The organism is Streptomyces sp. PKU-EA00015 (genome assembly GCF_013387495.1).
Lineage (GTDB): Bacteria > Actinomycetota > Actinomycetes > Streptomycetales > Streptomycetaceae > Streptomyces.
This window is the reverse complement of sequence record NZ_JABZEE010000007.1, coordinates 251,121-274,967: the sequence shown is the minus strand read 5'-3', so window position 1 is coordinate 274,967 and position 23,847 is coordinate 251,121. Positions and strand designations below refer to the sequence as shown.

General features: G+C 71.5%; 17 protein-coding genes. 7 read left to right on the top strand and 10 right to left on the bottom strand.

Annotated elements, in window-relative coordinates; translation table 11 throughout:
• Window positions 1-30 precede the first annotated feature (30 nt).
• From HW130_RS07760 to HW130_RS07750, 3 genes are all read right to left on the bottom strand, one after another.
• Window positions 31-1,647: a succinic semialdehyde dehydrogenase gene (locus HW130_RS07760; protein WP_177148672.1), complete on the bottom strand. Its 1,617-nt coding sequence runs from the start codon at window positions 1,645-1,647 to the stop codon at window positions 31-33.
• A 184-nt stretch (window positions 1,648-1,831) separates the two neighbouring features.
• On the bottom strand, window positions 1,832-3,427 hold the full coding sequence (locus HW130_RS07755; protein ID WP_177148671.1) for a serine/threonine-protein kinase: 1,596 nt from the start codon (window positions 3,425-3,427) through the stop codon (window positions 1,832-1,834).
• A 193-nt stretch (window positions 3,428-3,620) separates the two neighbouring features.
• Window positions 3,621-6,455: a protein kinase gene (locus HW130_RS07750; protein WP_177148670.1), complete on the bottom strand. Its 2,835-nt coding sequence runs from the start codon at window positions 6,453-6,455 to the stop codon at window positions 3,621-3,623.
• Between the two features lie 322 nt (window positions 6,456-6,777).
• Here HW130_RS07750 and HW130_RS35745 point away from each other — a divergent pair, with 322 nt between their 5' ends.
• Both HW130_RS35745 and HW130_RS07740 read left to right on the top strand, forming a co-directional pair.
• Window positions 6,778-7,239: a hypothetical protein gene (locus tag HW130_RS35745; protein ID WP_256355943.1), complete on the top strand. Its 462-nt coding sequence runs from the start codon at window positions 6,778-6,780 to the stop codon at window positions 7,237-7,239.
• A gap of 74 nt (window positions 7,240-7,313) precedes the next feature.
• Window positions 7,314-8,264, top strand: a complete 951-nt coding sequence (locus tag HW130_RS07740; protein ID WP_177148669.1) for a hypothetical protein — start codon at window positions 7,314-7,316, stop codon at window positions 8,262-8,264.
• A gap of 31 nt (window positions 8,265-8,295) precedes the next feature.
• Here HW130_RS07740 and HW130_RS07735 read toward each other — a convergent pair whose 3' ends face one another.
• The gene (locus HW130_RS07735) at window positions 8,296-10,869 is read right to left on the bottom strand and encodes a protein kinase (protein ID WP_177148668.1); all 2,574 of its coding nucleotides are present in this window, start codon (window positions 10,867-10,869) and stop codon (window positions 8,296-8,298) included.
• 328 nt (window positions 10,870-11,197) lie between these two features.
• The gene (locus tag HW130_RS07730; RefSeq protein WP_177148667.1) at window positions 11,198-12,904 is read right to left on the bottom strand and encodes a glycerol-3-phosphate dehydrogenase/oxidase; all 1,707 of its coding nucleotides are present in this window, start codon (window positions 12,902-12,904) and stop codon (window positions 11,198-11,200) included.
• Between the two features lie 230 nt (window positions 12,905-13,134).
• On the opposite strand from HW130_RS07730, the gene HW130_RS07725 reads away from it, so the two are divergent.
• The gene (locus HW130_RS07725) at window positions 13,135-14,364 is read left to right on the top strand and encodes a nucleotide sugar dehydrogenase (RefSeq protein ID WP_177148666.1); all 1,230 of its coding nucleotides are present in this window, start codon (window positions 13,135-13,137) and stop codon (window positions 14,362-14,364) included.
• 152 nt (window positions 14,365-14,516) lie between these two features.
• Here the strand turns inward: HW130_RS07725 and HW130_RS07720 are convergent, their stop codons facing one another.
• The 4 genes from HW130_RS07720 to HW130_RS07705 form a co-directional block, all read right to left on the bottom strand.
• A complete protein-coding gene (locus HW130_RS07720; protein ID WP_177148665.1) occupies window positions 14,517-15,641 on the bottom strand; it encodes a GuaB3 family IMP dehydrogenase-related protein in 1,125 nt (374 codons plus the stop codon).
• A gap of 112 nt (window positions 15,642-15,753) precedes the next feature.
• Window positions 15,754-17,253 (bottom strand): IMP dehydrogenase, encoded by a 1,500-nt coding sequence (gene guaB, locus HW130_RS07715; protein WP_177148664.1) that lies wholly within the window; start codon window positions 17,251-17,253, stop codon window positions 15,754-15,756.
• A 126-nt stretch (window positions 17,254-17,379) separates the two neighbouring features.
• Window positions 17,380-17,967 (bottom strand): sigma-70 family RNA polymerase sigma factor, encoded by a 588-nt coding sequence (locus HW130_RS07710; protein ID WP_177148663.1) that lies wholly within the window; start codon window positions 17,965-17,967, stop codon window positions 17,380-17,382.
• A 210-nt stretch (window positions 17,968-18,177) separates the two neighbouring features.
• A complete protein-coding gene (locus HW130_RS07705; protein WP_003948568.1) occupies window positions 18,178-18,789 on the bottom strand; it encodes a response regulator transcription factor in 612 nt (203 codons plus the stop codon).
• Between the two features lie 452 nt (window positions 18,790-19,241).
• Between HW130_RS07705 and HW130_RS07700 the strand changes: the two genes are divergently transcribed.
• Complete coding sequence (locus HW130_RS07700) at window positions 19,242-19,565, top strand: WhiB family transcriptional regulator (protein WP_177148662.1); 324 nt, start codon at window positions 19,242-19,244, stop codon at window positions 19,563-19,565.
• Between the two features lie 223 nt (window positions 19,566-19,788).
• Here the strand turns inward: HW130_RS07700 and HW130_RS07695 are convergent, their stop codons facing one another.
• Window positions 19,789-20,679 (bottom strand): LysR family transcriptional regulator, encoded by an 891-nt coding sequence (locus tag HW130_RS07695; RefSeq protein ID WP_177148661.1) that lies wholly within the window; start codon window positions 20,677-20,679, stop codon window positions 19,789-19,791.
• Between the two features lie 81 nt (window positions 20,680-20,760).
• On the opposite strand from HW130_RS07695, the gene HW130_RS07690 reads away from it, so the two are divergent.
• From HW130_RS07690 to HW130_RS07680, 3 genes are all read left to right on the top strand, one after another.
• The gene (locus HW130_RS07690) at window positions 20,761-21,450 is read left to right on the top strand and encodes an MOSC domain-containing protein (RefSeq protein WP_177148660.1); all 690 of its coding nucleotides are present in this window, start codon (window positions 20,761-20,763) and stop codon (window positions 21,448-21,450) included.
• 93 nt (window positions 21,451-21,543) lie between these two features.
• On the top strand, window positions 21,544-23,052 hold the full coding sequence (locus HW130_RS07685) for a multicopper oxidase family protein (RefSeq protein ID WP_177148659.1): 1,509 nt from the start codon (window positions 21,544-21,546) through the stop codon (window positions 23,050-23,052).
• Between the two features lie 10 nt (window positions 23,053-23,062).
• A complete protein-coding gene (locus HW130_RS07680) occupies window positions 23,063-23,836 on the top strand; it encodes an SDR family oxidoreductase (protein ID WP_177148658.1) in 774 nt (257 codons plus the stop codon).
• Window positions 23,837-23,847: the final 11 nt, after the last annotated feature.

The following is a 23,847-nucleotide window of genomic DNA, read 5'->3' as shown; positions in this document are numbered from 1 at the left end:
GTGCGGGCGTACGGGTGCGGGGGCCGGCGGTCAGCGCAGACGCAGGGCCTTCATCGCCTTCAGGCTGACGCTCATGAACGCGGCGTACTTCTCGTCGTCCATGCCGAACGACGGGGCGAGCGGCAGCAGCCGCTGCTGGGCGACGGTCTGCGCCTCCGTGTACTTGAGGATGCCCTCGGAGCCGTGCCGCCGGCCGAGCCCGGAGTCCTTCATGCCGCCCATGGGCGCCTGGACGCTGCCGTAGGCCGGGGCGTATCCCTCGTTGATGTTGACGGTGCCGGTGCGCAGCTTCGCGGCGACGGCGTGGCCGCGCTTGCCGTCCTTGGTCCACACGCTCGAATTGAGGCCGTACGCGGTGGCGTTGGCCAGCTCGACGACCTTGTCCTCGTCCGAGAAGCGGTAGACCGACACGACCGGGCCGAAGGTCTCCTCGCCGCACACGGCCATCGGCGCGTCGACGTCGTCGAGAATGGTGGGCTCGTAGAAGTACGGGCCGATGTCGGGCCGGGCGACGCCGCCGGCGACGAGCTTCGCGCCCTTGGCGACGGCCTCCTCGACATGGCGGGTGACCGTCTCCAGCTGGCGCGGGCCGACGAGGGAGCCCATGTCCGCGCCGTAGGCGAGGGAGTTGCCGAGCCGCATCGCCTTGGTGCGCGCGGCGAAGCGCTCGACGAACTCGTCGGCGATCGACTCGTGGACGTACAGCCGCTCGATGGAGATGCACAGCTGGCCCGCGGACGAGAAGCAGGCACGGACGGCACCGGCCGCGGCCTTCTCCACATCGGCGTCGTGGAGCACCAGCATCGCGTTCTTGCCGCCGAGTTCGAGGGAGACGCCGACCAGCCGGGCGGCCGCCCCCTGGGCGACCTCGCGGCCGGTGCCGGTCGACCCGGTGAAGGAGACGTAGTCGGCGTGCTTGACGACCTCGGGGCCGACGACCGGGCCCTCGCCGATGACGACCTGGAACACCTCGGCGGGCAGGCCCGCCTCGATCAGCAGGTCGCGCGCCCACAGCGCGGTGAGCGCGGTCTCGGTGTCGGGCTTCATGACGACCGCGTTGCCGGAGACGAAGGCGGGCAGGGCGTCGCCGACGGACAGCTCCAGCGGGTAGTTCCAGGGCGCGATCTGGCCCACGACCCCGCGCGGGTGGCGCAGTTCGGTGGTCTTCGTCAGCACGGGCACGACGCCCGTGTGGTGCTTGGGCCTGAGGTACGCGGGGGCCTTGCGCCCGTAGTGGCGGGCCGCGACGGCGACGGCCTGCACCTCCTCGTGCGCGTGCAGCCGGGCCTTGCCCGTCTCCAGCTGGATCAGGTCCAGCACCTCGGCCTGGCGCTGGAGGACCAGGTCGTGGAAGCGCAGCAGCACGGCGGCACGGGCGCGCACCGGGGTGGCCTCCCACACGCGCTGGGCGGCGCGGGCCCGCTCGAAGGCGGCGGCCACGTCGTCGGGGGTGGACTCGGGCAGGTCCGCCAGCTTCTCGCCGGTGAACGGGGCGTGGTTCGCCGTGCGGCCGGAGCCCGTCACACCCTTGGTGAGCTGGGCGACCAGTTCAGGAGTGACCACGTCGGCTGCGGTGCGCACACCGGCCGGCGAGGCGGCGATGGGGTTGGTGCCGAGGGCGGTTGCGGTGGCCTGCGAGTCCGTCATGGGGGCGAGAGTATGCGGCGGCGGGCACTTTGGGTACCCGTCGGTAACGGCTTTTCACCGGGCCCCACGATTGCGCCAGCGATCACTGGCGGATAAGCCCTGATCAGGGGCTTGTCATGGTGGGGCAGGGGTCGGCAGCGTGATGAAGCCGTAGTACGGACCTCCGCGGACGACCGCCCGGACGTCAGTTCGGGGGCGGCCGCCAGCCCCTGAGCATCGTGTCGAACTGCTCGCGCGTCACGGCCCAGTCCTTCGCCGGGCCGGACATGTAGAGGGCGTACTCGGCGCCGTCGTCCTCGTAGTACATCTGGTCGATGGCGCGCCGGGGCCCGGGGTGCTCCGTCCGCTCGGTCCAGGTGAACTCCCACAGCGCGGACTGCGTCTGGTCGCGGAAGGTGTTGGGACGCAGCTTCACCCGGCGGTAGTCCGGCAGGCGCTTCTCCAGCCTCTGCTCCATGTCGAGCATGTGCATGTAGGGGTTCTCGAAGTCCGGGGACGGGTCGACGCTGATCCGGATGCGGTGGCGGCCGTTGTCCGGCGTGTAGTCGATCTGGTCGCCGTCGGCCTGGCGCTTCCAGCCCTTGGGCACCCAGAGGCTGAATCCCCGCGGGTCCTCGACGCGCTCCCAGCCGTCCGGAACGTCCGACCCCCGGGCCTGCCCGGTGGGCCCGCTGTCCGCGGTCCTGTCCTGAACGCCGCCCCGGTCCGCGTACTTCATCGCGGCGAGGCCGGCTCCCCCGCCGATCAGCGCCGCGAGGACGACGACGACGGCGAGCGAGCGCAGCCGCGGACCGCGCCGCGGCCGGACGGGGCCCGCGCCGGGCGCCGCCGCCAGGACCGTGCCGGAACCCGCCGTGCCCGCGCCCGCGCCGGAGGCCGGGTATCCCCCCAGCGGCAGCCGCTGGGTCACCCGCTGCGTCGGCACCCGCGCCGGCACGGCCGGCTCCCGGCCCTCCATGGCCTCCGTCAGCATCCGCTCGGCCTCGGCCGCCGAGGGGCGGGCCGCCGGGTCCTTGTGGAGCAGCGCCGTGATCACGGGTGCGAGGCGGCCCGCCCGCAGGGGCGCGGGCGGCTCGTCGTCCACCACGGCCTGCATCGTCGCCAGCGGCGACGAGCGGCGGAACGGCGACCGCCCCTCCAGCGCCGTGTACAGCGTCGCGCCCAGCGACCACAGGTCGGACGCCGGGCCCGGGTCGTGGCCGCGGACCCGCTCGGGAGCCAGGAAGTCGATCGAGCCGACGATCTCGCCCGTCCTGGTGATCGTCGAGTCGCCCTCGATCGCCGCGATCCCGAAGTCGGTGATCATCGCCCGGCCGTCACGGCCCAGCAGCACGTTGGCGGGCTTGATGTCCCGGTGGAGCACCCCGGCGGCATGCGCGGCGCCGAGCGCGCCCAGGACGTGCAGCCCGATCCGGGCGGCCTCCCGCTCGTCGATGCGGCCGGGCTCCTTGGCGGCGTCGGCGAGTGACGGACCGTCGACGTACTGCATGACGATCCAGGGTCGGGCGTCGTGTTCCAGAACGTCATGGACCGTGACGACTCCGGGATGGCTGATGCGCGCCGCCGCGCGGGCCTCCTTCTGGGTCCGGGCGTGCAGCACGATCCGGTCGGCCTCGGAGACGTACAGACCCGCCGTCAGTTCCTTGACGGCGACTACTCTGTGCAACACCTCGTCATGCGCGCGCCAGACTTTGCCCATGCCGCCGCGGCCGATGGTCTCGCCGAGCCGGTAGCGCCCGGCAAGCAGCAGACCGGCGCCTGTGCTGTGTGTGTGTTCCACGTACCCGCCCCGTTCTTAGGATTGACAGGTTACGGAGGGTTGGTACGCGCGTGGAACCGAGGTTCGCTCAAGTGACCGCACTGTGATGCGTGGTGAGCTGCCGAGGCGTCACGCTCCGTGACGCAGCGGCCGGTTCGGGGTGGTTCGGGCGGAACCGCGAGGCCCGGCAGGGCGGTTGACGGCGGGCCGCGACTCAGCGCGTGACACGGTACGTGGCCGTGGCCTGCTGATGGATCTCGGTGACCCGGTCCCGCCGGTCGGCGGGTCCGATCACCTGGATCACGTGATAGCTGTCGCCGACGATCAGCGCGAGGTTGCGGACGAACACCTCGCGGCCGGTGCTGTCCTGCCAGGTGAACTGGCCCTCCGCCATCGACTGCTGCCCCACGTCGATGCGGCGCAGTCCGCTCGCACTGGCCCACGACGAGTCCCGGAACGGCTGAAGCTCCCGCTCCTTGTCGCGCTGGTAGACCAGCGGATCGTCGCCGCTGGTGCTCACCCGGTCCCGGCCGGGCACCACGATCAGCGTGAAGTCGCCATCTGTGTAACGCACTTGACCGGCGTCGTTGATCGGCCTGCGCTGCCAGTCCTCGTCGACGGCGAGCCGGAAGCCCTCGGGGTCCTCGCGCAGCACGTAGCCGTCGGGCAGGTTCGCGGCCGGTGCCGACGTCTGCGGCTGCTGCGCGCCGGGGCTCCCGCTCGGCGAGGGCCCCTGACCGCCCTCCCCGTCACCGCCCGTCCGCCCCGGGCTCGGCCCCGCACCCGCCGCGCGGCCGGCGCCCTGGTCCGGCTCCCCGGAGCCGGCTTCGGGCATGAACAGGAACGCGTACGCGACGGCCGCCACCACGGCGAGCAGGATCAGCAGCAGCAAGGTGCGGCCCAGGGCACGCGGCGCGCGCGCCCGACCGCCGTACGGCTGCCGCTCCGGACGCACCTGGTGGTCCCGGCGCTCGACCCGCCCCGGACGGACACCGCCCCTCGGTCCCTGCTGCCGGTGCCGGCCGTGCGCCGCCTCCCGGCCGCCGGACCGGCGCCTGCGCACCAGCTCGCCCCGCCGCCGTACCACCGGCAGGCGCGAGGCGTCCACCGGGCCCGCGGGGAGCGGAACGACGCCCATGCCCGCCTCGGGCTCCGGCGCGGAGCGCACCAGGGACCGCAGCCAGCCGCGCAGCTCCTCGAAGTCGGGCCGGTCGGTGGGGTCCTGACGCAGCAGCGATTCGACGACCGGACGCAGCGGGCCGCACTCCTCCGCGAACGCGGGCGGCTCCGCGCACACGAGCTGGACCAGCTCGGCGGCGCTCTCCTCGGGGTACGGGGCATGGCCCTGGACGGCCCGGAAGAGCAGCGCGCCGAGCGCCCACAGGTCCGTGGCGGGTCCGACGGGGGCAGCCAGCTGCCAGTTCTCGTGGACCGGTCCGGCCTGCTCGGGGGCCCACCGCTCGGTGACCGCGCCGACGACGGCGATCCGCGCCTGGCGGGCACGCTCGGCCGCCAGCGGCGTGGTCGGGCCGCGGAAGACAGGGGCGGCGTCGCCGCCCGCCACGACGTCGTCCCAGCGGTCGGACGCGGGCGCCGGGGAGCCCCCGGCGGGGATCGGACGGCGCTGGGCGTCGGCGCGCAGGGCGTCCCCGCCGCCACCGCCGCGGTTCCAGCTGCCCGTCGCCGCGCTGTCCGGGCGGGCGGCCGGCAGCGCGGGACGGGCTCCGTGGGCGCCGCCGTCCGGACGCCCGTGACCGGCCGCCGCCTGGCGCACGCCGTAGGGGTCCTCGCGGTACGGGTCGTTCCGCAAGGTCTCCTGGGCGGGGCGCGCCGCGGGCAGCGCGTGACGGCTGCCGCCCGCGGACAGAGGGCCAGGGCCGTCACGGCCGGGGAGCGGAGCGTCGTGCCAGGTCCCGGCGAGGCGGGCGCTGCCGGGCCCGTCCTCGTAGTCGTCGTAGTCGTCGTCGTACGCGGATGCCTCGTCGTGGCCGGCGTCGTCGTACGCGGATGCCCCGCCCTGGCCGGCGTCGTCGTAGGCCGTTGCCTCGTCTCCGGCGCCGAAGTCCGTGCTTTCGCCCGGGCGACGGGCCCACCAGTCGGGGTCGAGGCCGTCCTGCACGGGGCGGTCGTCGTCGGCGCCGCCCGTGTCCCGCCCGTTGTCGCGCGCCTGGCCGTCATGGACGCGGGCCGCCGCGCGGGCGCCCGCGCGGTAGGCCGCGATGGCGCCCGCCCTGGCGGCTCGTACGTCGGGGACCTGGCCGGTGTCCGTGCCTGCCTGGCGGGGCAACGCGGACCGGGCGGGCTCCAGGGCAGCCGGGCCGTCCGGTGCGCCGCCCACCCGCGGCCGCGGCACCAGCTCTGCGCCGGTCCCCTCCGGGGCGCCCGCGAGGTCGTGACCGGAGCCGGGGCCGTCGAAACCGGCCTCTGGACCGTCCGGGCCGGAACCCGGCGGTTCGGGGACCGGCGCGTACCCGCAGAGCGCCTCCTCGGCCGCTCCGGAGGCCAGGCCGGTGAGCACCACGCGGCCGTCGTCGCAGACGAGGACGGTGCGCACGGTGATGTTCCGGTGGGTCCAGCCGTGGGCGTGCAGCACGCGGAGCGCGGTGAGCACGTCGGACGCCACCTCGGCCGCGCGGTACGGGCTGAGCGGCTTCTCGGCGAGAAGGGCGGCGAGCGGGCGGGCGCCGACGAGCTCGCTCACGATCCAGAGCGAGCCGTCCTCGGCGAAGACGTCGAAGACCTGGTCGAGGCGCGGATGGTCGGGGATCTGAGCCGCCGCCTGCGCGGCCTCGACGGCCCGGAGCACGGCCGGGTCCGTGGGCCGCCGGGTCGCCCGCGCCGGTATTCGCCGGGGCACGGCGGCGCCTGCGAGCCCGTCGCCGTCCACCACCTCCGCGTCCACGACCTCCGGCAACGGCACCTGCCGCACCAGCACTTCATGGCCGCTGTACGTGTCGAAGGCGCGCGTCTCGGCCGGCTCGAACGCGTCGGAGGGCGGCAACGGCAGGCGGTAGCGGTCGGCGAGCACCCTTCCCGCATAGTCCTCCACGACGCCTCCCCACAGCGCGGTGTCCCCGGCCGCTCCGGTCAACCCGCACCAAGCCGTCACATTCGGTCGCTCGACGGCCCTTCGGGGCTCCGTACTGTCCGCACGTTCTCACGATACGTGGCCAAGCCCGTCCTTGCCGAGTGAACCTCGCCACCGCCGCCGGAGTACGGCTGCCGGACCTGCGGCCTCCGGTCCCGGCCGACCCAAGCACCTTGTCACGAAGGTCACATGACATCTCGTCAGCTCGTCGAAATACCGGCCAACCAGCAGTCGGGCGTCCCCTAGACTGCCGATCCCGAACTCCTTTTCGAATCGAGGGACAATGAAGAGACTGCTCCGTGCAGGGGCCGTCACCGGAGGGCTCGCGCTCGCTGCGGCCATCGGTCTCGCCGGTGCCACGCCTGCCGCTGCCGCCTCCTGCAGCACGAACGACGCTTGCCTATGGCTCTACTTCAACAGTGAGAACAGGGGTTCGAGCTTCCTCACGACCACCAGCATCTCCAACCTGGCCGGGTACAAGTACACGGCGCCGGGCGCGGGACAGGGGCAGTACGTGAAGAACAACGCGGCCTCGGCCTCGTTCCGAGCCGACAACAACTTCTACGCGTCATCGGGCACCGTCTTCTACCGCAGCGGTTACGGCGGTCCGTGCGACAAGCTCCAGGGGTCCGAGAACCAGATCAAGTGGGCGCCCCGCCTGGTACGGACGTACAACGAGAATGCTTCCGTGAAGATCGTGTCCGGTCTCTGGGGTGACCACCCCAGCACCTGTTACAACTGGTAGCCACGCAGCCGGACCGTGACGGAACGGAAGTGCCGTCGCGGTCACGGAAGTTGAGGAAGTTGAGAAGCCCGTCCGTGAAAAGGAAGATCACCTCGCCCCTCGGAGTGGGCATTTCGCTGCTCGGACTCTCGGCAGCAGCCTTCCTCTGCTTCACCGCTGCGAACAGCGCCCCGTCGCCGTCCCCGCGTTCCGCCGACGGCTCCACAGGAAGCGCCTCGCCCGGCGTTACGGACAATGGTGCCGGCCGGAACGCACCTTTCACCTTCACGCTGCCGCTCGACAAGTACGCGCTCGACCAAGCGGAAACGCTTCTCCTGAGGAGAGCGGAGATCCGGGTGCAGGAGTCCTGCGTTCGACGATTCGGCGTGGCTCCGCTGCCCGACCGGGTCGACAGGGCACACGTCGGGAAGGCAGAAGCAAGCAGGCGGTACGGGCTGACCGACATCCGCTCAGCCGCGGAGAACGGCTACCAGTGGCCCGACGACCCGGCCGTCCCCGTCGCGCAGCTCCCCCAACCGGATGTCACGCAAGCCATGCTGCTGTCGGGCAGGACGCCGCAGGGGCAGCCACTCGAAGAGTACAAGGGCATGCCCGTACCGGCCGAAGGCTGCTACGGCGAGGCCAAGCGGCGCGTTTACGGCGATCACGAAGGACACCCCGGCCGAGAACTGGCTCAGCGCATAGATTTCGACAGTCACGAGGCATCCACTCAGGACAACCGCGTGGTCGATGCCTTCGCCGAGTGGTCACGGTGCATGAAGGAGTCCGGACACTCTTATCAGTCGCCCCTTACCGTCACGGACGATCCCCGTTTCGCAGATCCCGCGGTCGACGACTACGAACGCTCCGTGGCGCGCGCAGACGTCACCTGCAAATTCCGCGTCGGCCTGCTCAGGACATGGAACTCCGTGGAGAGTTCCCTCCAGAGCGAGATGATCGAGAAGCATCGGCCCAGCCTCGCGCGGCTGGCGGACAGCCAGAGGGCCATGACCGATGCCGCCGCGGTGATCATGAAAAATTCATGATCACCGCGGAGCAGGAGGTCTCGGAAACCGCTCAGCCGGCCTTCGGCTGGAAGGTCTTGAAGAAGGTCTGGAGCGTCACGTCGGCTTCCGCCCAGCCGGCATCGCGAGCAGTGAACATGATCCCGTAGCCGAGGTCCCGACGCACCACGAAGCCCCGGTCCACAGACCGGTACTTCGTTCCTCCTTCGGTGAACGTGAACTCCCAGTCGGCCGCCTTCCAACCCCGGTACTCGACGGCCTCAATGCTCACTCGCTTGTAATTGTCACGCCGCATCCACGCTTCCTGGGCTGTCCAGTCGGCGACCGGGTTGCTCTTCGGAGAGGTTGTCCAGCCCACCAGCAGCCGTTGACCGTCGGGACCCGAGAATCGCGCTCCGGCCTTGTCGGTCCCGGTGTGCTTCCAGCCCTCAGGCAGGCCGATGGAGAAACCCTGATCGTGCCGGTAGGCCACCGTGCTCTGCTCATCACCGGCGTCGGTCCCGTCATCGGGCCGATCCTTGCCGCTCTCCTGCGAGCCATTGCTCCCTGACGCACCGTCACTGCCGCCGTCAGTGGTCTCCTCGCCCGTTCCTGTGCTGCTGTCAGGGGTCTGGACACCGCCCGACCCCCCGCTCGCGGCCTTGCCGTCGCCGCCCGCGGTCGAACCCGCCGAGGCGGCGGTGTCCTTGCCCTTGCCCTTGCCCTCGTTGGCCTTGTCGTCGCCGCCGAACGCGAAGACGAGGACGGTGGACAGCACCACCAGCGCGGCGACGACCGCGATGATCACCAGGGTGCGGCGGGGCACCACATCGGTGAGCGGCGCGCGGACGGGGGCGGGCCTGCCGGAGGACGGAGCGGCGGACGCGGCCGGCGCCCCGGCCGTGGTCGCGGTCCTCTTCCCCACGCCCGCCTCGGCCCTCGACTCGACCTTGGCCGCCGCGGCGGCGTTCCGCACGGAACGCAGGGCCCCGCGCAGCCGCTCGGCCGCCGGGTCCTTCGGCTTGGCAACCGGGCGCGGCGGGGGAACAGGCGGGGCCGGAGGGATCTGTATGGCCCGCGTCTGCTCCACCGGGGCCTCGATCTCGGCCGTCCGGACCGGCGCCTCGGGAGCGTTGACCACCTGGGTGAGCAGAGCGCGGGCGCCCGCGTCGTCGAGCCGCTGGGCCGGGTCCTTGGCGAGCAGGCCGTAGATGACCTCCTCCAGCGGGCCCGCGTTCTTCGGCGGGTCGAGCGGCTCGGTCATGACCGCGGTCAGCGTCGCGATCGCCGAACCCTTGTCGTACGGGGGGCAGCCCTCGACGCTCGCGTACAGCAGGCCGCCGAGGGACCACAGGTCCGCGGCGGGGCCGGGCTTGTGGCCGCGGGCGCGCTCGGGCGAGATGTACGAAGGGGCACCGACGAGCATGCCGGTCGACGTGATCGACGGGTCGCCCTCGACCTGGGCGATGCCGAAGTCGGTGAGGACGACGCGGCCGTCCTTGCCGATGAGCACGTTCGACGGCTTCACGTCGCGGTGCAGGATGCCCTCGCGGTGCGCGGAACGCAGCACGTCGAGGATCGCGAGCCCGACCTCGGCCGCGCGACGGGGCGTCAGGACACCGTCCTCGCGCACGACCTCGGCGAGCGACTTGCCCTCGACGAGCTCCATGACGATCCACGGCCGGTCGTCCTCGTCGACGACGTCGTAGACGGTGACGGCGCTGTTGTTGCGGATCCGGGCGATGGCCTTGGCCTCGCGGAGCGTACGCGTGATGAGCCGGCGCTTCTCCTCCTCGTCGATCGCGTTCGGGAAGCGCAGCTCCTTGACGGCGACGGTGCGCCCGAGCGTCTCGTCGACGGCACGCCACACGGTGCCCATCCCGCCGCGGCCGAGCACGCCTCCCAGCCGGTAACGCCCGGCCAGCAACCGCCCTTCGGGCGCCTTTGCACCACTGGGGGCGACCTTCCTGACTCCGGCCCCCGCGGCCCCACGGCCGGTGCCGCTCTCGGCACCGCCGGAGGCGGCCTTACCCGCATCTGTGGCTGCCGCGCCGCCGCCGGAGGCGGCCTTACCCGCACCCGTGGCTGCCGCGCCACCGTCGCGAGAGCCGTTGCCGGCCGCGCTGTCAGAGGACACGTCACGGTCACCGCCGGCCTCGGCCGCGCCGGAGGCCGCCGCGTCCCCGTTGCCAGTGGTCGTGCCGGCCACGTCCTTGGCCGCGCCCGAGGCCGTCACGTCATCGGCCACGGGAGCGTCACCCGCGTCGGAGCCCACCTCGTCGGCGTCGCCGTCGCCCGTGCCTGCCGCCGGGTCCTCCGCGGCAGTTCCCTCCGTGACGTCGGCGTCCGAGGGCTTGACGTCGGCGGACGACAGTTCTCCGGCCGATGCCTCATCGGACGACGCGTCACCTGACGACGTCTCGCCGGACGGCGTCTCGTCCCCGGCCCCGGCATCGGACGCACGGCTCTGAGGGGCCGTCACCGTCCCGCCACGCGCCGCTCCCCCGATCGCTTCCCCCGCGTCCTCGGGCTTGGAGTCGCCGCTGCCGCCCCCGGCGCCCACGGCGGAGTCCTCACCCTTGCCGGCGAGGCCGGCCCCCTCGGTCTCGTCCCGCTGGGGCTCCCGCGACTGCTCAGCCTCCGACATGCGTCCCCTCTGCGATCCCTGATCTTCGCCCGCGCCTGCCGCTTCCCGCTCGATGCGGTAACCCGCCCTGGCAGAGCGACCATTGTCCCTTACTCCGGGACGGGAATCTCTCCCGGGTCCATCCACCGGGCGCACGGACACGGCCCCCGATCGGGCGGTCACGCGCTGTGAAGCGCGACCCTGCGCTGGTGGGGGCTTTGCCCGTCTTGCCCGGCCCCCGTGGGCGAGGCGGTTCACCGCCGATCAGGGCTCGGCGGAAACGGTCGGGGAGACCGGCCCGCCCGCCGGAGCGGACGGACACGCTCCGGCGGGCAGGCCGGAGCGTCCGTCATCTCGGCACGATGTCCGGCGCCCCCAGCCGCGCCGCGTCCGCCGTCAGGTCGTCCGGCTGACGCTGCGACTCCCGCTCCGCCTCGACCCGCTTCTCGTAGTGCTCGATCTCCTTCTCGACGTGCGCCTTCTCCCACCCCAGCACCGGAGCCATCAGCTCCGCGCACTCCCGCGCACAGCGCGTCCCCCGGTCGAAGGTCTCGATCGAGATCCTGGTGCGCCGCGTCAGCACGTCGTCCAGGTGGCGTGCCCCCTCGTGCGAGGCCGCGTAGACGACCTCGGCGCGGAGGTAGTCGTCGGCGCCTGTGAGCGGCTCGCCGAGCGAGGGGTCCTCGGCGATCAGCGCCAGCAACTCCTCCGTCAGGGAGCCGTACCGGTTCAACAGGTGCTCCACGCGCACGACATGGAGCCCGATCCGCGACGCGATCCTCGCCCGGGCGTTCCACAGGGCGCGATAGCCCTCGGCGCCGAGGAGCGGGATCTCCTCCGTGACGCATGTGGCCACCCGCTGGTCGAGACCGTGCACCGCCTCGTCCACCGCGTCCTTCGCCATCACCCGGTACGTCGTGTACTTGCCGCCCGCCACGACCACCAGCCCCGGCACCGGGTGAGCCACCGTGTGCTCGCGGGAGAGCTTGCTCGTCGCGTCGGACTCGCCTGCGAGCAGCGGCCGCAGTCCCGCGTACACCCCTTGGACGTCGTCGCGGGTGAGGGGCACTGCGAGCACCGAATTGACGTGCTGCAGCAGGTAGTCGATGTCCGCGCTGGAAGCGGCGGGGTGTGCCTTGTCCAGGTCCCAGTCGGTGTCGGTGGTGCCGACGATCCAGTGGCGGCCCCACGGGATGACGAACAGCACCGACTTCTCGGTCCGCAGGATCAGACCTGTGGAGGAGTGGATGCGGTCCTTCGGCACCACGAGGTGGATGCCCTTGGACGCCCGCACGTGGAACTGTCCGCGCTCGCCGATCAGCGCCTGCGTGTCGTCCGTCCACACCCCGGTCGCATTGACGACCTGGCGGGCACGGATCTCGTACTCCCCGCCGGCCTCGACATCGAGCACCCGTGCCCCGACGACCCGCTCGCCCTCGCGCAGGAAGCCGACCACCCTTGCGCGGCTGGCCACGTGGGCTCCGTAGCTCGCGGCCGTGCGCACCAGGGTCGTGACGAAACGGGCGTCGTCCATCTGGGCGTCGTAGTACTGCAGGGCGCCCACGAGCGCGTCCTTCTTCAGCGCGGGTGCCACCCGCAGCGCATGACGCCGTGTCAGATGACGGTGCACGGGCAGACCGCGCCCGTGGCCCGAGGAGACCGACATCGCGTCGTACAGCGCGACGCCCGAGCCCGCGTACCACCGCTCCCAGCCCTTGTGCTGCAGCGGATAGAGGAAGGGCACCGGCTTGACCAGGTGGGGGGCCAGCCGCTCCAGGAGCAGCCCGCGCTCCTTGAGCGCCTCTCTGACCAGGGCGAAGTCGAGCATCTCCAGATACCGCAGGCCGCCGTGGATGAGCTTGCTCGACCGGCTCGACGTGCCCGACGCCCAGTCGCGCGCCTCGACGAGCCCGGTCGCCAGACCTCTCGTCGCCGCGTCCAGCGCGGTGCCCGCTCCGACGACGCCGGCGCCGACCACCAGCACATCCAGTTCACGCTCGGCCATACCGGCGAGCGCTGCGGCGCGCTCCTCGGGTCCCAGTGTCGCTGTCCTCACTGCTGCCTCCCGTCGCCCCCGTGCGTCCCCTGCGGTCGGGCTCACAACCTCGATTCTGTCCGCACTCACCGACTTCAGCCACCGCCTGTGGATAACACTCCGTTAGCCACACGTGCACAATCCGACATAACGGTCATATTTACGCCTAGTCTGACATTGCGCACGCCCGTTCCGCCCACAGGGCTTGCGACCTCTGTCCCCTCCGGCTATGGGAAAGGACGGCCACCGCCATGCCCGCAGATCTCGCCGTCATCGGACTCGGCCACCTCGGTCTGCCCCTCGCCCAGGCCGCCGTGGCAGCTCGCATCGAGACCATCGGTTACGACCCCGACCCGCGCCGTCCGGCCGAACCGGCCGCCGGAGTCACCGCCGCGGACATCCGCCGCATGCTCTCCGCCGGCTTCCGCACGGTCACCGACGCGGCCGAACTGGGACGGGTGCGCACCGCCGTCATCTGCGCCCCCACACCCCCCGGCCCGGACGGCGCGCCCGACCTCACGGCACTCGCGGACGCGGCCCGCGCCCTCGGGTCCCGGCTGCGCCCGCACACCACCGTGCTCCTCGAATCGGCCGTCCAGCCCGGCACGACCGAGGAGTTCCTCCGGCCGCTGCTCGAACAGGGCTCCGGCCTGCGCGCGGGGCGCGACTTCCACCTGGCCTACTCCCCCAGCCGCACCGACCCCGGCAATCGGGACCACGGCTACGCCAACACCCCCAAGGTCATCGGCGGTCTCACCCCCGCCTGCACCGAGTCGGCCGCCGCCTTCTACGGCCGACTCACCGACAAGGTCGTCCGGGCACGCGGCCTGCGCGAGGCCGAGACCGTCAAGGTGCTGGAGACGAATTTCCGGCACGTCAACATCGCACTGGTCAACGAGATGTCCGTCCTCTGCCACGATCTCGGCATCGACCTGTGGGACGTCATCCGCTGCGCCGAGACCAAGCCGTTCGGCTTCCAGGCCTTCCGTCCCGGCCCCGGCGTCGGCGGGCACGGCGTCCCCCTCGACCCCGGCCACCTCCCGCCCACCGGCCGCATCCTGCGCATGGTCGGCCTCGCCCAGGACATCAACACCCGGATGCCGCAGTACGTGATCCAGCGCAGCGCCACACTCCTCAACGAGCACGGCAAGTCGGCCCGCGGCGCCCGCGTCCTGCTCCTCGGCATCACCTACAAGCCCGACCTCGCCGACCTGACCGGCTCTCCCGCCACCGAGATCGCCCGCCGCCTGATGGACCTCGGCGCATCCGTCAGCTACCACGACCCGTACGTCCCGGACTGGCAGGTGAACGGACTGCCCGTCCCCCGCGCCGACTCGCTGTACGAGGCCGCCGCCCACGCGGACCTGACGGTGCTGCTCCAGCACCACCGCACGTACGACCTCCAGGGGCTGGCGGTCAAGGCGCAACTCCTGCTCGACACCCGAGGAGCGACCCCCGGGGGCGCAGCCCACCGCCTCTGAGGAGCCGGAGCGCGGCGCCACGGACGGCAGAACACACGTCGTCCGGGCGAGTGCCCGAGCCGGGAAGGCCGACGGCTGACGCGCACCCCGCACGTGGCAAGGGAAGGGCCCGGCACCGAAGTGCCGGGCCCTTCCCTGTGTACGGCCGGACGTCAGCGGCTGTGCTGCGAGTCCGCCACCGTGACCTCGACCCGCTGGAACTCCTTGAGCTCGCTGTAGCCGGTCGTCGCCATCGCCCGGCGCAGCGCGCCGAAGAAGTTCATCGACCCGTCCGGGCTGTGCGAGGGACCGGTCAGGACCTCCTCGGTCGTGCCCACGATGCCCAGGTCGACCAGCTTGCCGCGCGGCACGTCCTCGTGGACGGCCTCCATGCCCCAGTGGCGGCCCTTGCCCGGCGCGTCGGTCGCGCGCGCCAACGGCGAGCCCATCATCACCGCGTCCGCGCCGCAGGCGATCGCCTTCGGCAGGTCGCCCGACCAGCCCACACCGCCGTCGGCGATGACGTGGACGTACCGGCCGCCGGACTCGTCCATGTAGTCGCGGCGGGCCGCGGCCACGTCGGCGACGGCGGTCGCCATCGGAACCTGGATGCCCAGCACGTTGCGCGTGGTGTGCGCGGCTCCGCCGCCGAAGCCCACGAGCACGCCCGCCGCGCCCGTGCGCATCAGGTGCAGCGCGGCGGTGTAGGTGGCGCAGCCGCCGACGATGACCGGGACGTCGAGCTCGTAGATGAACTGCTTGAGGTTCAGCGGCTCGGCGGCGCCGGAGACGTGCTCGGCGGAGACCGTCGTACCGCGGATGACGAAGATGTCGACACCGGCGTCGACGACGGCCTTCGAGAACTGGGCGGTGCGCTGCGGCGAGAGCGCGGCGGCGGTGACGACGCCCGAGTCGCGCACCTCCTTGATGCGCTGCCCGATCAGCTCCTCCTTGATCGGAGCGGCGTAGATCTCCTGGAGCCGGCGCGTGGCGCTCTCCGGGTCCAGCTCGGCGATCTCGTCGAGCAGGGGCTGCGGGTCCTCGTGGCGGGTCCACAGGCCCTCGAGGTTCAGGACGCCGAGACCGCCCATCTCGCCGATGCGGATCGCGGTGCTCGGGGAGACGACCGAGTCCATCGGGGCGGCCAGGAAGGGCAGCTCGAAGCGGTAGGCGTCGATCTGCCAGGCGATCGAGACCTCCTTCGGGTCCCGCGTGCGCCGGCTCGGTACGACGGCGATGTCATCGAACGCGTACGCCCGGCGGCCGCGCTTGCCGCGCCCGATCTCGATCTCAGTCACGATGTGTGGCCTTTCCCTCTTACTTCTGCGCCTGGGGCCCTACCAGTATCCCCGACCCACGCACGAGGGGCGGACCCGGCGACCCGGGACCGCCCCTCGTGGGACGTACGCGCTACTTCCTGCTGTAGTTCGGCGCCTCGACCGTCATCTGGATGTCGTGCGGGTGGCTCTCCTTGAGACCCGCCGAGGTGATCCGGACGAACCGGCCCTTGCTCTCCATCTCGTCGATGGAGGCCGCTCCGACGTAACCCATGGTCTGGCGCAGGCCGCCGACCAGTTGGTGCAGCACGGCCGCGAGCGGACCGCGGTAGGGCACCTGGCCCTCGATGCCCTCGGGGACGAGCTTGTCGTCGGAGGCCACCTCTGCCTGGAAGTAGCGGTCCTTGGAATACGAGCGGCCCTGGCCGCGAGACTGCATCGCCCCGAGCGAGCCCATACCCCGGTACGACTTGAACTGCTTGCCGTTGATGAAGAGCAGCTCACCGGGGGACTCCTCGCAGCCCGCGAGAAGGCTGCCCAGCATGACCGTGTCGGCACCTGCGGCGAGCGCCTTGCCGATGTCTCCGGAGTACTGCAGGCCACCGTCGCCGATCACCGGTACGCCTGCGGCGCGGCAGGCCAGCGCCGCCTCGTAGATCGCGGTGACCTGCGGGACACCGATGCCGGCGACCACACGGGTGGTGCAGATGGAACCGGGTCCGACGCCGACCTTGACGCCGTCCACACCCGCGTCGATCAGGGCCTGGGCGCCGTCGCGCGTCGCCACGTTGCCGCCGATGACGTCGACACCGACGCTCGACTTGATCTTCGCCATCCAGTTGAGGGCGTTGCTGTTGTGTCCGTGCGAGGTGTCGACGATCAGGAAGTCGACGCCCGCGCCGGCCAGCGCCTGGGCCCGCTCCAGCGCCTCAGGGCTCGCACCGACGGCCGCTCCGACGAGCAGACGGCCCTCGGCGTCCTTCGCCGCGTTCGGGTACTGCTCGGCCTTGACGAAGTCCTTGACCGTGATGAGGCCCTTGAGAATACCGGCGTCGTCGACCAGCGGAAGCTTCTCGATCTTGTGGCGGCGCAGCAGCTCCATGGCGTCCACGCCGGAGATGCCCACCTTGCCGGTGACCAGCGGCATCGGGGTCATGACCTCGCGCACCTGGCGTGCGCGGTCCGACTCGAAGGCCATGTCACGGTTGGTGACGATGCCGAGCAGCTTGCCCGCGGCGTCGGTCACCGGCACACCGCTGATGCGGAACTTGGCGCACAGGGCGTCGGCCTCGGCGAGGGTGGCGTCCGGGTGCACCGTGATCGGGTCGGTCACCATGCCGGACTCGGAACGCTTGACCAGGTCGACCTGGTTCACCTGGTCCTCGATGGACAGATTGCGGTGCAGCACACCCACGCCGCCCTGGCGCGCCATCGCGATCGCCATGCGGGACTCGGTGACCTTGTCCATCGCCGCCGAGAGCAGCGGGATGTTCACCCGGACGTTCCTGGAGACACGGGACGAGGTGTCGACTGCGTTAGGAAGCACTTCCGACGCACCCGGCAGCAGAAGCACATCGTCGTAGGTCAGCCCGAGTGTCGCGAATTTCTCGGGCACTCCGTCGACGTTGGTCATGACACCTTCCCCAATGGCCTTGATCGGTGCGGATGTCCATGCTAACGGGCTCGGCACCCGTCTCATTCCACGATCAAGATCAGTAAGCAGCTTTGTACGTTCATACGTACACGGCCGCCGCGCGGATCACTGCTCGGCCAGCGCCCGCAGACGGCTCAGCGCGCGGTGCTGGGCGACCCGCACCGCACCCGGCGACATCCCCAGCATCTGGCCCGTCTCCTCCGCCGTCAGCCCGACGGCGACGCGCAGCACCAGCAGCTCGCGCTGGTTCTCCGGGAGGTTGGCGAGAAGCTTCTTGGCCCACTCGGCGTCGTCGCTGAGCAGCGCGCGCTCCTCGGGACCGAGGGAGTCGTCGGGCCGCTCGGGCATCTCGTCGGACGGCACGGCCGTCGAGCCGGGGTGCCGCATCGCCGCCCGCTGCAGGTCGGCGACCTTGTGCGAGGCGATGGCGAAGACGAAGGCCTCGAAGGGCCTTCCGGTGTCCCTGTAGCGCGGCAGTGCCATCAGCACCGCGACGCACACCTCCTGGGCGAGGTCGTCGGCGAAGTGCCGGGCGTCGCCCGGAAGCCTGTTCAGACGGGACCGGCAGAAGCGCAGCGCGAGCGGGTGGACGTGCGCGAGCAGGTCGTGCGTGGCCTGCTCGTCGCCGTCGACGGCACGATGGACGAGCGCACCGATGGCCCCCTGGGCGTTCGCCGCCTCGTCGTCACGCATCGGTCCATGGTGCCTCGGCGCCGGAGCGTCCGTGGCACCGCGTCCCATGTTGTGCACCGAAGCGTTATGAGCAGGTGCGCCGGAACTCATCTCCTGCGCCCTCCCCTCCCGCTCGACCGACTTGTCCCCGAGGAACTCCACACCCTCAAGGATGCGGCATCGCGCGGGAAACGGATGCCCTCGGGCATCCGTCACCCCGTACGGGCCCACTCAGCGGACCAGGCCCCACCGGAATCCGAGCGCCACCGCGTGTGCCCGGTCCGAGGCGCCGAGCTTCTTGAACAGGCGCCTGGCGTGCGTCTTCACCGTGTCCTCGGACAAGAACAGCTCACGCCCGATCTCCGCGTTGGACCGGCCGTGGCTCATGCCCTCCAGCACCTGGATCTCGCGCGCGGTGAGGGTGGGTGCGGCTCCCATCTCTGCCGAGCGGAGCCGGCGCGGGGCGAGCCGCCACGTCGGGTCGGCGAGCGCCTGGGTCACGGTCGCCCGCAGTTCGGCGCGCGAGGCGTCCTTGTGCAGATAACCCCGGGCGCCGGCGGCGACCGCGAGCGCGACACCATCGAGATCCTCGGCGACGGTGAGCATGATGATCCGGGCGCCCGGATCGGCCGACAGCAGCCGGCGTACGGTCTCGACGCCGCCCAGTCCGGGCATGCGTACGTCCATCAGAATCAGGTCCGAGCGGTCCGCGCCCCAGCGGCGGAGGACTTCCTCGCCGTTGGCCGCGGTCGTCACGCGCTCGACGCCGGGCACGGTCGCGACCGCGCGGCGGAGCGCCTCTCGGGCAAGCGGGGAGTCGTCGCAGACGAGGACGGATGTCATGACTGACCTCCGTGGCTCTCGCAGCAAATGCGCGTCACCTTGAGCCTCCAGGCTGGGTACGTTTCTTCACCTGAGCGGTTGAACGCTCTCGGACATGTGCCCGACAGCTTGTCCCTTCAACCGCCTCCGCCCTCTCAACGACGGTCACTCGAAAGAGTTACGGGTCGGGCGAGGCTCTTCGGCACTCTGCGTAAGGGGCCGTACGCGAACCGCAGCGCCGCAGGTCACCGTCGTTTCTTCGGCGAGTCATGCCCCATTCAGCGGCTTTTCTTCCCATTCGCTGGTGTCTTTGGCTAGATTCGCAATGAGTCATATTTACATCTACTTACACAGCAGATGTACGGTCGTTGGCACAGTGCGGGGTGCCGGATCCGGCACAGGCCGGTCAGGAGTCCCGTCCGTATCCGACTTGTCCTGTATCCACTCAGCACGGTTTCAAGGGGACATGCGCTATGGCAGATTTCTCTCGCCTTCCCGGACCCAACGCCGATCTGTGGGACTGGCAGCTCCTCGCGGCATGCCGTGGGGTCGACAGCTCGCTCTTCTTCCATCCGGAAGGCGAGCGCGGCGCCGCGCGCAGTGCGCGCGAGAACTCGGCGAAAGAGGTCTGCATGCGGTGCCCCGTCCGGGCCGAGTGCGCCGCGCACGCGCTGGCCGTGCGCGAACCGTACGGCGTCTGGGGCGGGCTGACCGAGGACGAGCGCGAGGAGCTCATGGGCCGCGCACGCCATCGACTGATCCCCGCGACGAGCGCGGGCGGCGCGGTCGGCGGCTGACACCCGGACAGCGAGCTATCGAAGAAACGTTCCTTCGCCTGTGTGAGCGAATACAACGGCGACGACGACCGACGACCGACGACCGACGACCGACGACCGACGACCGACGACCGACGACCGACGACGACGATCATCTGCACGAACGACAACGGGCGATCCCCTTGCGCCCCCAGCCCCCGACTCCCCGCCGGTCCCGGCCTCTGCCGGGACCGGCTTCCGTGTCTCAGCGCCGGGCCGCCAGGGTCAGCTGGTCGAGGGTCGCAGCGACCGCCGGGACCTGGGACAGGTCGGGGAGGGTCAGGGCGACGATCTCGCGCGCGACGGGCGGGGTCACCGCGATCGTCCGTACGCCCTTGGGGCGCACCGACTCCAGCGCGAGCTCCGGCAGCACCGCCACTCCCAGGCCGGCGCCCACCAGCCCGATCACCGCCGGGTAGTCGTCCGTCGCGAAGTCGATCCGGGGGGTGAAGCCCGCCTCCTCGCAGACCTCCACGAGCTGACGGCGGCAGCGCGGGCAGCCCGCGATCCACGGCTCGTCGGTGAGGTCGCCGATCGCGGCGCTCTCCGCTCCGGCCAGGCGGTGCCCCTCCGGCACGAGCCCGACGAGCCGGTCGGTGAGCAGCGGCCGCACGACAAGGTCGTCCCATTCGGCGCCCGCCGTGCCGTAACGGAAGGCGAGGGCCACGTCGCAGTCGCCCTCGCGCAGCATCTCGACGGAGCGGGGCGGTTCGGCGTCGACCAGGGAGACCCTGGTGCCGGGGTGTGCCGCGCGCAGGGCGGCGAGTGCGGTCGGCACGAGCGTGGAGCTGCCGCTCGGGAACGACACCAGCCGGACCCGGCCCGCCCTGAGACCGGCGATGGCCGCGATCTCCTCCTCCGCCGCGGTGAGCCCCGCGAGGATGCCGGAGGCGTGCCTGACGAGCACTTCGCCGGCCTGGGTCAGGCGCATCTCCCGGCCCGTACGGATGAGCAACGGCGTGCCGGCCGAGGTCTCGAGCGCCTTCATCTGCTGGCTGACCGCGGGCTGGGTGCAGCCCAGTTCGCGCGCGGCGGCGGAGAAGGAGCCGGTGGCGGCGACGGCGCGCAGGACACGGAGATGACGGGCTTCGATCACCCCTTGAGCATAAGGGAGCCTTGGGGTCGAGGGTAAATATCGACTGGTTCCTTTGAGGAACACCGGGTTAGCGTGCCCGGTATGAAGCTTCTGAGTGTGAACGTGGGGCGGCTGAAGGCAGTGGACTACGCGGACACCGGCACGACCGGCATCGACAAGCGCCCGGCGGAGGGGGCCGTCCGGGTGAGCGATCCGGGCCGCAAGGGCGAGGGAGGCAGCGGGGTGGCCGGCGACGCCATATCCGACCTGCGTCACCACGGGGGCACCGACCAGGCCGTCTACGCCTTCGCGCGCGAGGATCTGGACCTCTGGGAGAAGGAGCTGGGCAGGGCGCTGGCGAGCGGCTCGTTCGGTGAGAATCTCACGACGAGCGGGCTCGACGTCAACGGCGCGAGGATCGGCGAGCGCTGGCGGATCGGCGGAGAACTGGTGCTCGAGGTCACCGGCGGGCGCATCCCGTGCCGCACCTTCGCGAGCTGGCTGGACGCGAAAGGCTGGGTCAGGCGGTTCACCGGGGCCGCCGCCCCCGGGGCGTACCTGCGGGTGATCACGCCCGGTGAGATCCGTGCGGGCGACCCGATCGAGATCGTGCACCGGCCGGAGCACGAGGTCACCGTCTCGCTGTCGTTCCGGGCCGGGACCACGGAACGCGCCCTGCTGCCCCGGGTGCTCGCCGCGGGCGACGCGCTGCATCCCGAGCAGCTGCGCGAGGCACGGGAGTACGTGGCCAGGTACGGGGCCGGGGACGCGGAGCAGCCGGTCGCCTCGTAGGGGAAATCCCCGAGAGGGCACGTCAGTTGGATCGGGGGCCGATGGGGGACGGTCCCCGATGTGGCCGCGCGCGGCGGCCGGAACGCTGGAGGCATGTCCCGGCTCAAGCGCGTCATCGTCGTTCTCACGGCCGTCGCCGTCGCCTTCGCCGTCGCGGTCGGCGGCGGGTTCTACTGGCTGTACTCCGACGCCCGGGTGTCGACCGTCGGCACCTCGTTCGGCCGCGAGTTGGCCATACCGCCCCTGGCCGAACCGACCGTCGGGCGTGACGGCACCAAGGTCTTCGATCTCACGATGCAGGCCGGGCACAAGGAGTTCGGAGCCGGGCAGCGGACACCCACCTGGGGCTTCAACGGCGACTATCTGGGACCGACCCTGCGGGCCGCACGCGGCGACAAGGTCCAGGTGCGGATACGGAACAGTCTGGGCGAGGCCTCCACCGTGCACTGGCACGGCATGCACCTGCCCGCCGCGATGGACGGCGGCCCGCACCAGGCGGTGGCGCCCGGCGGCACCTGGAGCCCGCACTGGACGGTGGACCAGCCGGCGGCGTCGCTCTGGTACCACCCGCATCCGCACGGGAAGACGGAGCAGCACGTGCGGCGCGGACTGGCCGGCATGTTCCTGATCGACGACGAGAGGTCGGCGCGGCTTGCGCTGCCGAAGCGGTACGGCGTCGACGACCTGCCCGTCGTCGTGCAGGACGTCCGCTTCGACGGCGCACAGTTCGACCACGGCCACAAGCTCATGTCCAACAGCGGCTTCCTGGGCGACCGGACCCTGGTCAACGGCACTCCCGACCCGTACAAGGAGGTCGGTGACGAGCTGGTACGGCTGCGCCTGCTCAACGCCTCCACCGCCCGCGTCTACCACTTCGGCTTCGCCGACGACCGGCGCTTCTCGCTCGTCGCGTCGGACGGCGGGCTGCTGGAGGAGGCCGTGCCGATGGACCGTGTCCGGCTCTCACCCGGTGAACGGGCGGAGATAGTGGTGCGGATGCGGCCCGGCGAGCGTGCGGTGCTGCGCAGCCATCCGCAGAGTCTGGGCGACTTCTGGCAGACCCGGTTCAACGGAGGCGACGACGCGTTCGACGTGCTGGAGCTGCGCGCCGCGAAGACGCTGCGCCCCTCCCCTGGGCTTCCGGGACGGCTGGGCGAGCCGGAACTGCCGGACGCCGGGGAGTCGGTGCGGACACGGTTCTTCCGCCTTCAGCGGTCGGGCATCAACGGCAGGCCGATGTCCGTGGAGCGGATCGACGAGACCGTCACCCGGGGCACCACCGAGACCTGGGTCCTGCGCAACGACGACGGGATGCCGCACAACTTCCATGTGCACGACGTGCAGTTCCGGGTGGTGGAGGTCGACGGGCGGCAGCCCCCGCCGCATCTGCGCGGCGCCAAGGACACCGTCTTCGTGCCCGGCAACAGGAGCGTGAGGATTGCCGTGCGGTTCACCGGCCCGGCCGACCCGGACACTCCGTACATGTACCACTGCCACCTGCTGTACCACGAGGACGAGGGCATGATGGGCCAGTTCGTGGTCGTCGACAAGGGACAGCGGGCGGGCGAGGTGCGTACGCCGCCCTCACACGCGGGGCACTAACGTGCCGCCTATGACGACTGCACTGATCACGGGAGCGACCGCGGGCATCGGTGCCGCGTTCGCGCGGCGGCTGGCGGCCGAGGGACGCAATCTGGTGCTGGTGGCCCGCGACACCGAGCGGCTGCAGGAGCAGGCCACCGAGCTGCACGACCGGCACGGCATCGAGGCGGAGGTGCTGACGGCGGACCTGTCCGACGACGAGGGGATGGTGGCGGTCGAGAAACGGCTCGCGGACCGCAAGCACCCGGTCGATCTGCTGATCAACAACGCCGGCTTCGGGAACAAGGGACGCTTCCTGGAGGTGTCCATGGCCGATGAGTTGACGATGCTGAAGGTGCACTGCGAGGCGGTGCTGCGGCTGACGTCGGCGGCGGCCGGCTCGATGCGGGAGCGGGGCCGCGGAGGCGTGGTGAACGTCGCCTCGGTGGCGGCGTTCGTGCCGCGCGGCACGTACGGCGCGTCGAAGGCGTGGGTCGTGCAGTTCACGCAGGGCGTGGCACGGGACATGGCGGGGTCGGGCGTGCGGCTGATGGCTCTGTGCCCCGGTTTCGTCCGGACGGAGTTCCACGAGCGGGCCGGGATGGGGACGGACAACATCCCGGGCTGGATGTGGCTGGACGCCGACAAACTTGTGTCGTCGGCGCTGGCGGATCTGGCGAAGGGCAAGTCGCTGTCGATCCCCGATCCGCGGTACAAGGCGCTGATGGGCATGGTGAAGCTGGCGCCGCGCGGCCTGCTCGGAGGGGTCAGCTCGCGAGCAGGCCGCAAGTACGGGCCGCAGTGATCAGTCGACTC

Excerpts from the sequence above, each read along its gene's own strand:
- HW130_RS07685 (WP_177148659.1), top strand. The coding sequence starts at position 21,544 with ATGTCCCGGCTCAAGCGCGTCATCGTCGTTCTCACGGCCGTCGCCGTC.
- HW130_RS07760 (WP_177148672.1), bottom strand. The coding sequence starts at position 1,647 with ATGACGGACTCGCAGGCCACCGCAACCGCCCTCGGCACCAACCCCATC.
- HW130_RS07690 (WP_177148660.1), top strand. The coding sequence starts at position 20,761 with ATGAAGCTTCTGAGTGTGAACGTGGGGCGGCTGAAGGCAGTGGACTAC.
- HW130_RS07735 (WP_177148668.1), bottom strand. The coding sequence starts at position 10,869 with ATGTCGGAGGCTGAGCAGTCGCGGGAGCCCCAGCGGGACGAGACCGAG.
- guaB (WP_177148664.1), bottom strand. The coding sequence starts at position 17,253 with ATGACCAACGTCGACGGAGTGCCCGAGAAATTCGCGACACTCGGGCTG.
- HW130_RS35745 (WP_256355943.1), top strand. The coding sequence starts at position 6,778 with ATGAAGAGACTGCTCCGTGCAGGGGCCGTCACCGGAGGGCTCGCGCTC.
- HW130_RS07710 (WP_177148663.1), bottom strand. The coding sequence starts at position 17,967 with ATGCGTGACGACGAGGCGGCGAACGCCCAGGGGGCCATCGGTGCGCTC.
- HW130_RS07700 (WP_177148662.1), top strand. The coding sequence starts at position 19,242 with ATGGCAGATTTCTCTCGCCTTCCCGGACCCAACGCCGATCTGTGGGAC.
- HW130_RS07705 (WP_003948568.1), bottom strand. The coding sequence starts at position 18,789 with ATGACATCCGTCCTCGTCTGCGACGACTCCCCGCTTGCCCGAGAGGCG.
- HW130_RS07680 (WP_177148658.1), top strand. The coding sequence starts at position 23,063 with ATGACGACTGCACTGATCACGGGAGCGACCGCGGGCATCGGTGCCGCG.
- HW130_RS07725 (WP_177148666.1), top strand. The coding sequence starts at position 13,135 with ATGCCCGCAGATCTCGCCGTCATCGGACTCGGCCACCTCGGTCTGCCC.